The sequence below is a fragment of the Kribbella kalugense genome (assembly GCF_004365875.1).
In the GTDB taxonomy this organism is placed as follows: domain Bacteria; phylum Actinomycetota; class Actinomycetes; order Propionibacteriales; family Kribbellaceae; genus Kribbella; species Kribbella kalugense.
This window is the reverse complement of sequence record NZ_SODF01000002.1, coordinates 1139400-1152281: the sequence shown is the minus strand read 5'-3', so window position 1 is coordinate 1152281 and position 12882 is coordinate 1139400. Positions and strand designations below refer to the sequence as shown.

Genomic DNA, 12882 nt, shown 5'->3' with positions numbered 1-12882 from the left:
CGGACCGGCGTGATCTGATAGCCGGGTGAGGTCACTGGTCGAGATCGCTACCGGCGTACGGGACGGGTCGTTGGACCCGGTGGACTTGGTCGAGGATGCGCTGGCGCGTGCAGCCGACGCTGCTGACCTGAACGCGATTGTGCACCTGGATGTCAGCGGTGCGCGCGAGGCGGCCTTGGCACACGACCGGACCGGGGCGCTCGCCGGCGTACCGGTGCTGGTGAAGGAGATCGTCGAGGTCGAGGGGCTGCCGTACCGCTGTGGGTCCGCGTCGATGGACGAGGTGGGGCGGCAGGACGCGGAGGTCGTACGGCGACTGCGCGCGGCCGGTGCGATCGTGATTGGGCTCAGTCACTCGCACGAGTTCGCCTACGGCTGCTTCGGTACGTCGAACCGGGTCGGGCCGTGCCGGAACCCGCATGACCTGTCGCGGATGACCGGTGGGTCCAGCTCCGGCTCGGCTGCTGCGGTGGCGGCCGGCGTGGTGCCGTTGGCGATCGGGACGGATACAGCGGGCTCGGTGCGGATCCCGGCGGCGCTGTGCGGGGTCGTCGGGTTCAAGCCGTCGTACGGCACCTTGCCGACGGATCGTGTCTTCCCGTTGTCGCAGAGCCTCGATCACGTCGGTGTGCTGACGAGAACCGCAGCGGATGCTGCGTACGCACTTAAGGTGCTGGGTGGTGTTGGTGAGCTGCCACAGCGCAAGCCCCGCCTTGGTGTGGCAACCAACCCGGAGTATCTGCAGATGACTCCAGAGGTCCGGACTGCTTGGTCTGCTGCGCTGGACTTGCTCGATCCGGTCGAGGTTGAGTTGCCGGACTGGTCAACCAGCTTCTTCACGGCAGCGAACCTGCAAGGACCCGAGGCAGTTGCGAACCACCGCGGTCGCTCGCAGGACCAGTACCAACCTGATGTCCGCCAACGACTGCTCGAGGCGTCACAGGTGCAGCCTGCGGAGTACGAACGGGCCAGGGAAGAGGCGGTGCGCATCACTGCCGCTGTGGATGCTGTGCTTCAGCAGGTCGATGCCGTGCTCACACCTACTGTCCTGACGACGGCGCCGGCCATCACCGCGGCCGACACCAATGGCCTGGAGGTGCGCGGCCAACTGCTGAACAACACCCGCCTGGCGAACCTCACCAGGCACGCGGCCGTCAGCCTGCCGATTCCGGCTGACGGCCTTCCGGTGGGCCTGCAGATCATTGCTACGAGCAACGAGCAGGCCGCAGCGGTCGCGTGCTGGCTCTCAGCGGTAGAGCCGGAGATCGGCCAGGCTCCACCAGTTCGCGGCCGTCCCGGTTGACGTAACACGTACGTACCGTGCATGCGTCGGCCGTAGCTTCACCGTGGTGAGTTGAGCTGTGGAGGCGCCCGACGCGACGGTCTTCCAGCTGACACCATCGTTGCTGACGGCAACCTCATAGCCGCGCGCGTAGTCGCCGAGGTTGCCACCGCTGTCGAGTGCGACCTCGCGGACCGTCTGCGCCTTGCCCAGATCCGCCTGCACCCATTGACCCGGTGCCTGTGCCGCCTTGCTCTGCCACACAGTCGATCCGTCCTGGTCAGTCAGCAGACCAGCGTCGGCGGCGTTCACGCTTGCCGTCGCACTGGCAACAGTCAGCTGCTGCGGTACGTCGGTCTGCATCCGTCCCCAGGTGTACGTCGCGATCGAGCCACCGGGCAGCTCGTACTCGAACGACTTGCCGCCCACCGCGACCGCGAAGCTCCGCGGGTCGTCGTTCTCGTTGTGGACGACGAGCGCCGTCGTACCGTCCGGGTTGCGGAACGCGGCCGACATCAGCTGCCCGTTCCACCCGGTCGTCCCGTACGACGTACTCCCGACCCGGACCGCGCCCGGCTTCACGAACTTCGACAGATGGCCGATCGTGTAGTACTCCGCGTCCGTCGTGACCGTCCCATCCGGCTGCAGCGTGACCAGGCCGGTGCAGCTGTCACAGCCGCCGAGGTGCGGGCCGCCGGTGGAGTCGAGTGCGATGTTCCAGTTGACGACTGATTTGGCCCAGTTGCGCGTCGTACCGAGCATTAACGTGCGGGCGTGCCAGGTGAGCGTGCCGCGGAAGATCTGCGGCGGCGTGTCGGTCGGCCCGTGCGAGCCGGAGCACTCGGTGAACCAGATCCCCTTGGACGGGAACGCGTTGTGCAGATCGGTTTGCTTCGACGGGTCGCCGGAGTAGCAGTGGTACGCCGTACCTGCGATCCACTTGGCCGCCGGGGTCTGGAGCAGCTTGTACGGGTAGTCGGTCTCCGGGTCCTCACCAGGCGGGGTGGAGGCGACGTCACCGGGGTGCGTGGTCCAGTTGTGGTCGTAGCCGAGGATCTTGGTCCGCGGGCTGGCCTTCTGCAGCAGTGGACCCAGGGCGGTGATCACTGCTGCTTCCTGCCGGACGGGCATGTCGGTGCCCGGGTACGCGCTCGGCTTGCGGTTCTGCGGCTCGTTCTGGATGGAGAGGAAGTCGATCGGTACGCCGGCCCTGGCGTACGCCTGGACGAACTTGACCAGGTAGCGCGCATACGCGTCGTACACCTTGGGGTCGTCCTTGAGCCGGCCGCCGACGAGTGAGTCGGCGGTCTTCATCCAGGCGGGCGGGCTCCACGGCGTCGCCATTACCTTGAGCGCCGGGTTGAGCTGCTTGGCGCGACGGAGCAGCGGCAGGACCTGCTGCTGGTCGTGGGCGATGGTGAACTGCTTCAGACCGAAGTCGGTCTGGCCGGCGGGCACGTCGTCGTACGTGTAGTGCTCCGCAGCGGCGGTGAAGTCGGACGAGCCGACGGGTTGCCGGAGGAAGCTGACGCCGATGCCCTGCTTCGGATCGAACAGGCTCCGCAGCGTTCTCTCGCGATCGGCCGGGCTGAGCTTGTACAGCACGGCCGCGGACGAGTCGGTGATCGAGGCGCCGAAGCCGTCCATCGTCTGGTACGACGTACGCGGGTCGACCGTGATCGTCGTCAGGTCACTCGCGCCGTCGTGGAACGCGACCGGCGTGCGCTGATGCAGCAGCTCGGCGCGGTCGGGAGTGGTGACCCAGACGTTGACCTGGGTCGTCGGGGGATGGGCCTGGGCCGGACCGGTGAGTGACGCCACCGTGAGAGCCAGGGCGACACCGGATGCTGATGTTCTCATCGCACTCCTCAGGATGTAACAAACGGCCACAGGAAACGCTCGCAATCAACCACTGTCAAGATCTGGGAGCGTTGGCTAGAGTGCTGAGCGTGAAACAACGGGATGTAACAAATGCCGCGAGCTAGAGCAACGATGCGGGACGTCGCGAACGCGGCCGGGGTGTCGCTCGCGACGGTGTCCCGGGTGCTGAACCAGGTCGGCAGCGTGACACCGGAGACCCGCGAGCTGGTCGAGCGGACGATCAAGGAGCTCGGACTGCCTGGCCCCGTTCCCCGTGGCGGTACGCCGAAGCCCGTCGACGGCGCCGTCTTCGTGCGCTGCCCCTACGTGCTCACCGACTACTTCGGTCTGATCGTGTCGTCCATCGCCGAGACGCTCGACCGCCACGGCCGGCAGCTCGTCCTGAACGCCGGCGAGGCCGCGCAACATGACCCCGTGGTGTCGAGCCTGGCATCCCAGCGCGACATCGGCGGCGCCATCCTGATCCTGCCGCCGGAGCCGAGTGAGGACCTGGTCCGGCTGAGCTCCCGCCGGTTCCCGTTCGTGGTCGTCGACCCGCGTACTGCGCTGGCCCGCGACATCCCGTCGGTTTCAGCCGCCCACCACTCCGGCGCCCGCCAACTCACCGCGCACCTGACCGAACTCGGTCACACTCGCATCGGCGTGATCGCTGGTCCGCGCGAATGGCTCGCAGCCGACGCCCGCCTCAGCGGCCACGCCGCCGCCCTGGCCGACGCCGGCATCCTGCCCGACCCGTCGCTGGTCCGCCACGACCACCCCACGACGGAGCACGGCTATCGGGCCGCGGCTTTGCTGCTCGACCTCGATCCACGCCCGACCGCGCTGGTCGCCTTCAACGACAAAGCTGCCATCGGCGCACTTCAAGCCGCGAGCGACCGCGGTCTCAACGTCCCGGGCGACCTCTCCATCGCCGGCTTCGACGACCTGGACCTCAGCCGCGCCACCACCCCCCAACTAACCACCGTCCGCCAGCCCCTCCAGGAAATGGGCCGAATGGCCGTAAGCCTCCTCATCCGCCTCCTGGACCGCCACGCCCTGGAAGCCCTCCACGTAGAACTCGCGACCGAACTGATCATCCGCACCTCGACGGCCCCGCCCCTGCGCTGAGGTGGTGTCCGGATACGGAGTTGGGCAGTGCGCGAAACGGCTCGGTTGTGGCAGGTTTTAGACATGAACCTTCGGATCGGGATTGCCGGGATCGCCATCGAGTCCAGTACGTTCTCGCCGCACCGGGCCGGGCTGGCGGACTTCGACGTACGGCGTGGGGACCATCTGCTCGAGCGGTACGAGTTCCTCGGCAAGGACTGGGCGCAGGGGATCGAGTGGGTCCCACTGCTGCACGCGCGGTCGCTGCCGGGCGGCGCCGTCCTTCCTGAGGTGTACGACGACCTGTCGGCGGAGATCATCACGCGGCTCGAAGGGGCCGGTGAGCTGGACGGGTTCTTCTTCGACATCCACGGCGCGATGAGCGTGGTCGGCCGGCAGGACGCGGAGGCGGATCTGGCCACCCGGATCCGGGCCGTGCTCGGTCCCGACGTACTGATGTCGGCCTCGATGGACCTGCACGGAAACGTGTCCCGCGAGCTGGGTACGGCGGTCGATCTGATCACCTGTTACCGGATGGCGCCGCACGAGGACGCGATGGAGAGCCGAGAGCGGGCGCTGCGGAATCTCGTCGAGCGGCTGCGTTCCGGGCTGGGGAAGCCGGGGAAGGCGTGGGTCCAGGTGCCGGTGCTGCTGCCCGGTGAGAAGACGTCGACCCGACTCGAGCCGGCGAAGTCGATCTATCGGCGGGTGGGCGAGATCGCGGACGAGCCGGGGGTGCTGGATGCGGCCGTGTGGGTCGGGTACGCGTGGGCCGACGAGCCGCGATGCCGGGCCGCTGTTGTCGTCACTGGTGATGATTCTTCGTTGATCACTACGCGCGCCGCTGAGCTGGCTGCTGCTTACTGGGATGCGCGAGACGGGTTCGAATTCGTTGCGCCGACCGGGACCTTGCAGGAGTGCGTGACCGCGGGTCTTGCCAGCACGGCCCGCCCGTTCCTGATCAGCGACTCCGGCGACAACCCGACCGCCGGCGGCGCGGGCGACACTTCCTGGACGCTCGGGCAGTTGCTGGGGGTGGAGGAGTTGACGTCCGGCAAGGCGACCGCGATCCACGCCAGCATCACCGACCCTGAAGCCGTAGCGGCCTGCGTCGCTGCCGGGGTCGGCAACTCCGTTGAGGTCACCGCCGGTGGCAAGGTCGACAACATCCCAGCCGGCCCGGTCCCGCTGTCCGGCACGGTCTTCTCGATCTCCGAAGACCCGGTCGGCGGCACGGTCGCGGTGATCAAGGCCGGCGGCCTCCACTCCATCCTCACCAGCCGCCGCAAGCCGTACCACCACATCGCCGACTTCACTCTGTTAGGCCTGGACCCCGCCGCCACAGACCTGGTCATCGTCAAGATCGGCTACCTGGAACCAGAGCTCTACAACCTGGCCGCGGACTGGCTCCTGGCCCTAACCCCCGGCGGCGTAGACCAAGACCTCCTCCGCCTAGGCCACCACGGCGTACTCCGCCCCCTCTTCCCCTTCGACCCCGACATGCCCACGCCCGACCTCACCCCCGAACTACTGCCGTAGGTTCTCGCCCCCGGGCACTCTCAGGGGTCAACCCCGCTGCTTGTCGGTTGCGGACCCAGAATCTGCTTGCGCAACCGACCATCGCAGGGGTTGACCCCTGAGATGGTCGTGCGCGGGGGGTCGGGGGTGGTGGTGTTAGAGCTTGCGGAGTACGTGGAGGGCTTCGATGGCGTGGGTTACCAGGTGGTCTGCGGCATACGGGCGGTCGGCTTCGAGGAGGCCGGACCACTCGATTGCGAGGTCCTCGGTGTACGACAGCCACGCGTGGATCCGAAGGTAGTCGGCTGACGTAGGTTCGTCGGCCAAGTCCGGCGTGCCCAGGTACGTGAGGATCCTTTTGGTCAGGCCCGCGCGGGTTTCGTCGTACACCTCGACGGCGAAGTCGTCACCGCCGGCGGCGCCGCGGACGAAGGAGATATACGCGGTACGGCGGCGTTCGATGAAGGCCACGAACTGGGTCAGCATCTCCTGGAGCTGCTCTTCCGGCTTGAGCGACGCGTCCGGTTTCGTGACCCGGAGCAGGCGGCGACCGGCGGCGGAGATGACGGCGACGTAGTAGTCGCGCTTGCTCGGGAAGTAGTGGAACAGCAGGCCGCGGGAGATCCCGGCCTGGGCGGCGATGGAATCGATCGACAGCTCGTGGATCGGCGTCGTGCGCAGCATCATCAGGCCGATTTTGACCAGCTGCTTCTTCCGGTCCTCGGCCGAGAGTCGGTGATCCATGCTATTGAGCATTGCTTAGACGCTGAGCTACGGTCAAGGCGAAGAGAGGAGTCTTGATGGGGTTCGAACCTTCCGCCCGGGCCCAGGAGCTGATCGCGAAGACGACCGAGTTCCTGCGGACCGAGATCGAGCCGGTCGAGGCAGAGTTGCACACCGCGATCCGCGCCGCTAGCGATCCGTGGCAGCCGCAACCGGTGTTCAAGGACCTGCAGGCGAAGGCGCGCGACGCCGGCCTGTGGAACCTGTTCCTCCCGATCGCCGAGCCGGGTAACGAGCGGTACGGCGAGGGCCTGTCGAACCTGGACTACGCCCCGATCGCCGAACTCACCGGCCGGTCGTTCATCGCGCCGTACATCTTCAACTGCAACGCGCCGGACACCGGCAACATGGAGGTCCTGCTCCGCTACGGCAGCGACGAGCAGAAGAAGCAGTGGCTGGAGCCGTTGCTGGACGGCACGATCCGGTCCGCGTTCTGCATGACCGAGCCGGACGTCGCGTCCTCCGACGCCACCAACATGGAGGCGACCGCCGTCCTCGACGGCGACGAGGTCGTGATCAACGGCCGCAAGTGGTGGAGCACGGGCGTCGGTCACCCGGACTGCCAGTTGCTGATCTTCATGGGCCTGACCGATCCCGACGCCCACCGGTACGCGCGCCACACGATGGTCCTCGTCCCGCGCGACACCCCGGGCGTCAAGGTCGAGCGCCTGCTGCCCGCGATGCACAGGTACGACGAACCGCACGGGCACGGCGAGGTCTCGTTCACCGAGGTCCGCGTTCCCGCGTCGAACATCCTGGTCGGACCGGGCCGGGCGTTCGAGATCGCCCAGGGCCGGCTCGGACCGGGGCGCGTTCACCACTGCATGCGGCTGGTCGGCCTGGCGGAGAAGGCACTCGAGCTCGCGCTGCAGCGCGGAACCAGCCGGACCGCGTTCGGCAAGCCACTGGTCAACCTCGGCGGCAACCGGGAGCGGATCGCCGACGCGCGGATCGCGATCAACCAGGCGCGGTTGCTCGTGCTGCAAACGGCGTACCTGCTGGACACCGAAGGACTCGCGGGTGCGTTGAGCGAAGTGAGCCAGATCAAGGTCGCCGTACCGCGGATGGCGCAGGACGTGATCGACATGGCGATCCAGTTGCACGGCGGCGGCGGACTGTCCGACGACTTCCCACTTGCGGTGGCGTGGACGAGTGCGCGGGCGTTGCGACTGGCCGACGGACCCGACGAGGTGCATCGTGGGGTGGTCGCCAGAATCGAGCTGGCGTCGTACCTGGCAGCAGCTCAGGAGGGCAAGTGAGCCGAGTCCTCGTCACCGGCGCGTCGAGTGGGTTGGGTGCCGCGCTGGTCGCCAAGTTCGTTGCCGAAGGCCACCAAGTCCTCAGCACAGACATCGCCGAGGACGGCGGTACGACGTACCTCAAGCTGGACGTACGCCGGCCCGAGGACTGGGAGGCCGCGGTCAGTTGGTGTGAGCAGAACTGGGGCGGCCTGGACATCCTGGTGAACAACGCCGGGATCGCGACCGGCGGCCGGATCGACGTCGAGACGCTGGACGAGTGGGACCGCGTCGTCGACATCAATCTGATGGGTGTGGTCCGTGGTTGCCGCGCGTTCACCCCACTGTTCAAGCGGCAGCGGTCAGGTCACATCGTCAACACCGCGTCCGCGGCCGGACTGGTCCACCCGCCGATGATGAGCTCGTACAACACGGTCAAGGCCGGCGTGGTCGCGCTCTCGGAGACGCTGTCGCACGAGCTCTATCCGTACGGCGTGACTGTGTCGGTGGTCTGCCCGTCGTTCTTCCGGACCAACCTGGCCGACTCGATCCGCGGCGCGGACAGTGCGATGGGCGCGACGGCTCGACAGTTGATCGAGAAGTCGCCGCGGTCCGCGGACGACATCGCGACCGCCGTACTCGCGGGAATCAAGAAGAAGCGGTTCCTGATCATCCCGGACCGGCCGGCTGCGATGGCCTGGCGGACGAAGCGGTTCGCGCGACCGCTGTACGACCGGCAGATGCGGAAGATCGCCGAGCGAGCCCGGCAGCGGGCCGAGACGTCGAATGGGTGATGGCGCGCGGGCGGTCCGGGACGAGGACGCCTTCGACGTGCCGGCGGTCGACGCCTGGTTGCGGCAGCAGACGGACCTGCCGGGCGGCCTGCCTGAGGTGAAGCAGTTCACCAGCGGCGCCTCCAACCTGACCTACCTATTGAGGTATCAAGGCCACGATCTGATCCTGCGTCGTCCGCCGGCCGGGACGAAGGCGAAGAGTGCACACGACATGGGTCGCGAGTACAGGATCCAGGCCGGCCTCAAGCCGGTCTTCCGGTACGTCCCGGAGATGGTTGCTCACTGCAACGACGACGGCGTGATCGGCTCCGAGTTCTACGTGATGGAGCGCGTCGCCGGGACGATCCCCGGGCACCACGAGTTAGGCGTCGACCTGACTCCGGATCAGACCAGGCAGCTGGGCTTCACGTTGATCGACACTCTCGCCGAGTTGCACGCGGTCGATCCTGCAGCGGCCGGGCTGTCCGACCTCGGCCGAGGCGCTGGGTACGTCGAACGCCAGGTCACCGGCTGGTCCGATCGCTACCGCAAGGCGAAGACCTGGAACGTCCCCAGCTACGAGCGGGTCATGTCGTGGCTCGCGGCGAACAAGCCGGCCGATGTCCGGACCTGCGTTATCCACAACGACTTCCGCCTCGACAACGTCGTACTCGCGCCAGACGATCCGCTGCGGGTGGTCGGCGTACTCGATTGGGAACTGGCCACGCTCGGCGATCCGTTGATGGATCTCGGCAGCGCGCTCGCGTACTGGGTGCAGGCCGACGACGATTGGGCGTTCCGCCGGTTCAAGCTGCAGCCGTCGGACGTGCCCGGGATGCTGACCCGCGACGAGATCGTGGAGTACTACGCCAAGCGATCAGGGCTCACGGCCGACAACTGGGCGTTTTACGAGGTGTTCGGGCTGTTCCGGCTGGCGGTGATCGCGCAGCAGATCTACTACCGCTATCACCACAAGCAGACCCGCAACCCGCGGTTCAAGAACTTCTGGCTCCCGGTCAACCTGCTCGAGCGCCGCTGCCGTCGCATCATCCGGCAGTCGTAGATGGCAGTCATCTACCTGATCCGGCACGCCCAGGCGTCGTTCGGCGCCCGCGACTACGACAAGCTCTCCCCGCTCGGCGAGCAACAGTCCCGACGGCTCGGTGAGACGTTGTCGGAGGTGAAGCCGGAGCTCGTGATGTCCGGCTCGATGCGCAGGCATGAGCAGACGGCGACGCTCGCCGGATTCACTCCAGAGGTCGACAACGGGTACGACGAGTTCGACCACGAGCAGGTGATCATCGCCCACAAACCGGCGTACCGCCTGCGTCCGGTGATGCTCGCCGATCTGGCCCGGACCGGGAATCCACAGCGGGCGTTCCAGGACATGTTCACCGCGGCGACGCAGCGGTGGATCGATGGTGGCGCCGGGTACACCGAGTCCTTCGAGGCGTTCTGCGAGCGGTCCGAGGCAGCGGTACGGCGTACTGCCGAGCGGCTCGGGAAGGGTGGAACGGCCCTGGTCTTCACGTCGGGCGGGCCGATCGCGGCCGTGGTGAGCCGGCTGCTGTCCGGTGGCGACGGGCTGTGGGCGAAGCTGAACCCGGTGACGATCAACACCGCGATCACCAAGGTCGTGTCCGGGCGAGGTGGACTGACCGTGGTGAGCTACAACGAGCATGTCCATGTCGGTGCTGACCTGCTGACTTACAGATAGGGCTGCGATGCGACGCAACATCCTGATCACCGGCGCCAGCGCCGGCCTGGGCGCGGAGATGGCCCGGCAGTTCGCCGCGAAGGGTCACAACCTGGCGCTGACCGCGCGCCGGACCGAGCGGCTTGAGTCCCTGCAGACCGAGCTCACCGAGCGTTATCCACAGATCACAGTGGTTATCCACAGCTTGGATGTGACTGATCACGACCAGGTGTTCAAGGTCTTCCGGGAGATCGACGCGGAGTTGCCGCTGGACCGGATCGTGGTGAACGCCGGTCTCGGTAAGGGTGCGCCGCTCGGCACCGGCCGGTTCGACGCGAACCGCGACACCGCGCTGACCAACTTCGTCGGCGCGCTGGCCCAGGCCGAGGCGGCGATGGAGCTGTTCCGGGCCCGGAACGCCGGCCACCTCGTCTTCATCTCGTCGATCTCCGGACTCCGCGGCCTGCCGAAGACAGTGACGACGTACGCCGCGACGAAGGCCGGACTGGCTTCGCTCGCCGAGGGACTGCGGCTGGAGTTGCTCGGTAAGCCGATCAAGGTCAGCACGATCTACCCCGGCTACATTCGGTCCGAGATGAACGAGCACGTCGCGCACACGCCGCTGATCGTCGACACGGTGCCGGGAGTCCGGGCGATGGTCGACGCGATCGAGGCCGAGAAGGCGAAGGCGTACGTACCGTCATGGCCGTGGCGGCCGCTGGCCCAGGCGATGCGCTTCGCGCCGTTGCCCTTGCTGAAGAGGATGCTGTGATGCGCTGGGGATTGACCGTTCCGCTGACCGGAGTACCGCTGCGGGACCACCGCTCGCTGATCTCGGAGCTCTTTGACCTGGGCTACACCGATCTGTGGTCGGCGGAGGTGGCCGGCTCGGATGCGTTCACGCCGCTGGTGCTGGCGTCGGAGTGGGACCAGCGGCTGCGGCTCGGGACGGCCGTCGTACCCGTGCACACCCGCGGGCCGGCGGCGCTCGCGATGAGTGCGGCGGCGTTGGCCGACCTCGCGCCGGGGCGGTTCGTGCTCGGGATCGGGGCGTCGTCGGAGACGATCGTGACCGGGTGGAACGGGATCTCTTACGACCCGCCGTTCGCGCGGACGCGCGACGTACTGCGCTTCCTGCGGCAGGCGTTCGCTGGGGAGAAGGTGGACGGGACCTTCGACAGCTTCACGATCAATCGCTTCCGGTTGGAGAAGGCGCCGGACGTGCCGCCGGCGATCATGCTGGCTGCGTTGCGTCCCCAGATGCTGCGGTTGGCGGCGCGGGAGGCGGACGGCGCGATCACGAACTGGCTCTCGGCGGACGACGTACGCCAGGTCCGCGCCGAGCTCGGCCCGGACAAGGAGCTGGCCGCGCGGATCTTCGTCTGCGTCACCGAGGACGCCGAGATGGCCCGCAACATCGGCCGCTTCCTGATCGCGACGTACCTGACCGTGCCGGGGTACGCCGCCTTCCACGACTGGCTCGGCCGCGGGGCCGCGATGAAACAGATGCGTGAAGCCTGGTCCGCCGGCGACCGCAACGCCGCGATGGCCGCCGTACCCCTGGAAGTCATCGACGACCTCATCGTCCACGGCACCGCGGCCCAATGCCGAACCCACATCAACCGCTACCTCGAAAACGGCCTCGACACCCCCATCATCGCCACCCTCCCCACCGGCACCAGCCTGATCGACACCGCCCGCGCTCTCGCTCCGAGCTGACCGACAGCGCGACCGTGTACGCTGTGTACACAGTAGAGGGATGGAGAAGGTCATGGGTGCCCCGATCGAGTACCGCAGCGCGCGCGAGGCGCGTGAGCATTTCAAGGACATCCTTGACGCCGCCGATGACGGTCGCCCGGCAACGGTTACTCGAGACGCTCGTCGGGTTGCTGCCGTCGACGCAGACCGGCTGGTTCACTTCCTGACGCGTATCCGCCCGTCCGGCGCCGAGGCAGTTGCCGAGAACGACGGCTGGTCGATCTTCATCCCCGGGCTTCCTGTTGCCGCTGACGGCACCACCCTCGACGAGGCGGTGGCGGAGATGATCGACGCACTCCGCGACTACGCCGAGGAGTGGGCCGACCACCTGCGGCTGGCGCCCAACCACGCCGACAACTGGGGATTGGTCCAAATCGTCGCCCTCTCATCGGACGATCAGCTGCGCGACTGGCTGCTCGGCTGACGAACACCATGAACGAACAACGCCGTCCGGCCAGCCGGACGGATCACCAGGATTTCTGCATCACCGAAGGCTGGGCCGAACGCAAACGCGCCACGGGTAAGCGCGGAACCCACCACGTCAACTACGAGTTCGCCCTGCCGGACGGACGCATCCTGTACACGAGAATCAGTCACCCCGTCGATCGCACCGGCTACGGCCCGTCCATCTGGTCGCACATTCTTCGCGACCAGCTCGCTGTGACCGCTGCAGAGTTCTGGGCGTGCGTCGAACACAAGGTCCTCCCTGATCGACAGGGACCACGGGTCCCGACCGAGTCGATCCCGGTAGGAGTCGTCAGAGTACTGATCGCCGAGGCGCACATTCCCGAGGCCGAGGTGAAGGCCATGACGAAGGCAGAGGCGATCCAGCGCCTCGCCGAGTTCTACACGACGGGTCGATGACCC

At 67.4% G+C, this 12882-nt stretch carries 13 protein-coding genes; 11 read left to right on the top strand and 2 right to left on the bottom strand.

The features are described 5' to 3' along the window. Window positions 1-25: 25 nt before the first annotated feature. Window positions 26-1303, top strand: coding sequence for an amidase (locus tag EV650_RS23295; RefSeq protein WP_134121145.1), 1278 nt, complete (start codon window positions 26-28; stop codon window positions 1301-1303). Here EV650_RS23295 and EV650_RS23290 read toward each other — a convergent pair. Next, window positions 1247-3142, bottom strand: a complete 1896-nt coding sequence (locus tag EV650_RS23290; protein ID WP_134121144.1) for a discoidin domain-containing protein — start codon at window positions 3140-3142, stop codon at window positions 1247-1249. The genes EV650_RS23295 and EV650_RS23290 overlap by 57 nt on opposite strands. 111 nt (window positions 3143-3253) lie before the next feature. On the opposite strand from EV650_RS23290, the gene EV650_RS23285 reads away from it, so the two are divergent. After that, window positions 3254-4270, top strand: a complete 1017-nt coding sequence (locus EV650_RS23285) for a LacI family DNA-binding transcriptional regulator (protein WP_238174401.1) — start codon at window positions 3254-3256, stop codon at window positions 4268-4270. Window positions 4271-4333: 63 nt separating this feature from the next. Beyond that, window positions 4334-5788, top strand: coding sequence for a M81 family metallopeptidase (locus EV650_RS23280; RefSeq protein WP_134121143.1), 1455 nt, complete (start codon window positions 4334-4336; stop codon window positions 5786-5788). Window positions 5789-5923: 135 nt separating this feature from the next. Here EV650_RS23280 and EV650_RS23275 read toward each other — a convergent pair whose 3' ends face one another. Further along, window positions 5924-6511, bottom strand: a complete 588-nt coding sequence (locus EV650_RS23275) for a TetR/AcrR family transcriptional regulator (protein WP_238174400.1) — start codon at window positions 6509-6511, stop codon at window positions 5924-5926. A gap of 56 nt (window positions 6512-6567) precedes the next feature. Here EV650_RS23275 and EV650_RS23270 point away from each other — a divergent pair, with 56 nt between their 5' ends. The 8 genes from EV650_RS23270 to EV650_RS23235 are packed head-to-tail and all read left to right on the top strand — an operon-like array spanning window position 6568 to window position 12879. Further along, window positions 6568-7809: an acyl-CoA dehydrogenase family protein gene (locus EV650_RS23270; RefSeq protein ID WP_134121141.1), complete on the top strand. Its 1242-nt coding sequence runs from the start codon at window positions 6568-6570 to the stop codon at window positions 7807-7809. Further along, window positions 7806-8582, top strand: coding sequence for an SDR family NAD(P)-dependent oxidoreductase (locus EV650_RS23265; protein ID WP_134121140.1), 777 nt, complete (start codon window positions 7806-7808; stop codon window positions 8580-8582). Before EV650_RS23270 ends, EV650_RS23265 begins: the two co-directional genes overlap by 4 nt. Continuing rightward, window positions 8575-9624 carry a phosphotransferase family protein gene (locus tag EV650_RS23260; RefSeq protein ID WP_134121139.1) on the top strand — a complete coding sequence of 350 codons (1050 nt, stop codon included), beginning with the start codon at window positions 8575-8577 and terminating at the stop codon, window positions 9622-9624. The genes EV650_RS23265 and EV650_RS23260 overlap by 8 nt, the downstream gene beginning before the upstream one ends. Beyond that, complete coding sequence (locus EV650_RS23255; protein ID WP_134121138.1) at window positions 9625-10278, top strand: histidine phosphatase family protein; 654 nt, start codon at window positions 9625-9627, stop codon at window positions 10276-10278. A gap of 7 nt (window positions 10279-10285) precedes the next feature. Next, window positions 10286-11029, top strand: a complete 744-nt coding sequence (locus EV650_RS23250; protein ID WP_134121137.1) for an SDR family oxidoreductase — start codon at window positions 10286-10288, stop codon at window positions 11027-11029. Next, complete coding sequence (locus tag EV650_RS23245; RefSeq protein ID WP_134121136.1) at window positions 11029-11976, top strand: LLM class F420-dependent oxidoreductase; 948 nt, start codon at window positions 11029-11031, stop codon at window positions 11974-11976. Before EV650_RS23250 ends, EV650_RS23245 begins: the two co-directional genes overlap by 1 nt. A 40-nt stretch (window positions 11977-12016) precedes the next feature. Beyond that, complete coding sequence (locus EV650_RS23240) at window positions 12017-12439, top strand: RelB antitoxin-like protein (protein ID WP_202874842.1); 423 nt, start codon at window positions 12017-12019, stop codon at window positions 12437-12439. An 8-nt stretch (window positions 12440-12447) separates the two neighbouring features. Further along, the gene (locus EV650_RS23235; protein WP_134121135.1) at window positions 12448-12879 is read left to right on the top strand and encodes a cytotoxic translational repressor of toxin-antitoxin stability system; all 432 of its coding nucleotides are present in this window, start codon (window positions 12448-12450) and stop codon (window positions 12877-12879) included. Window positions 12880-12882 lie beyond the last annotated feature (3 nt).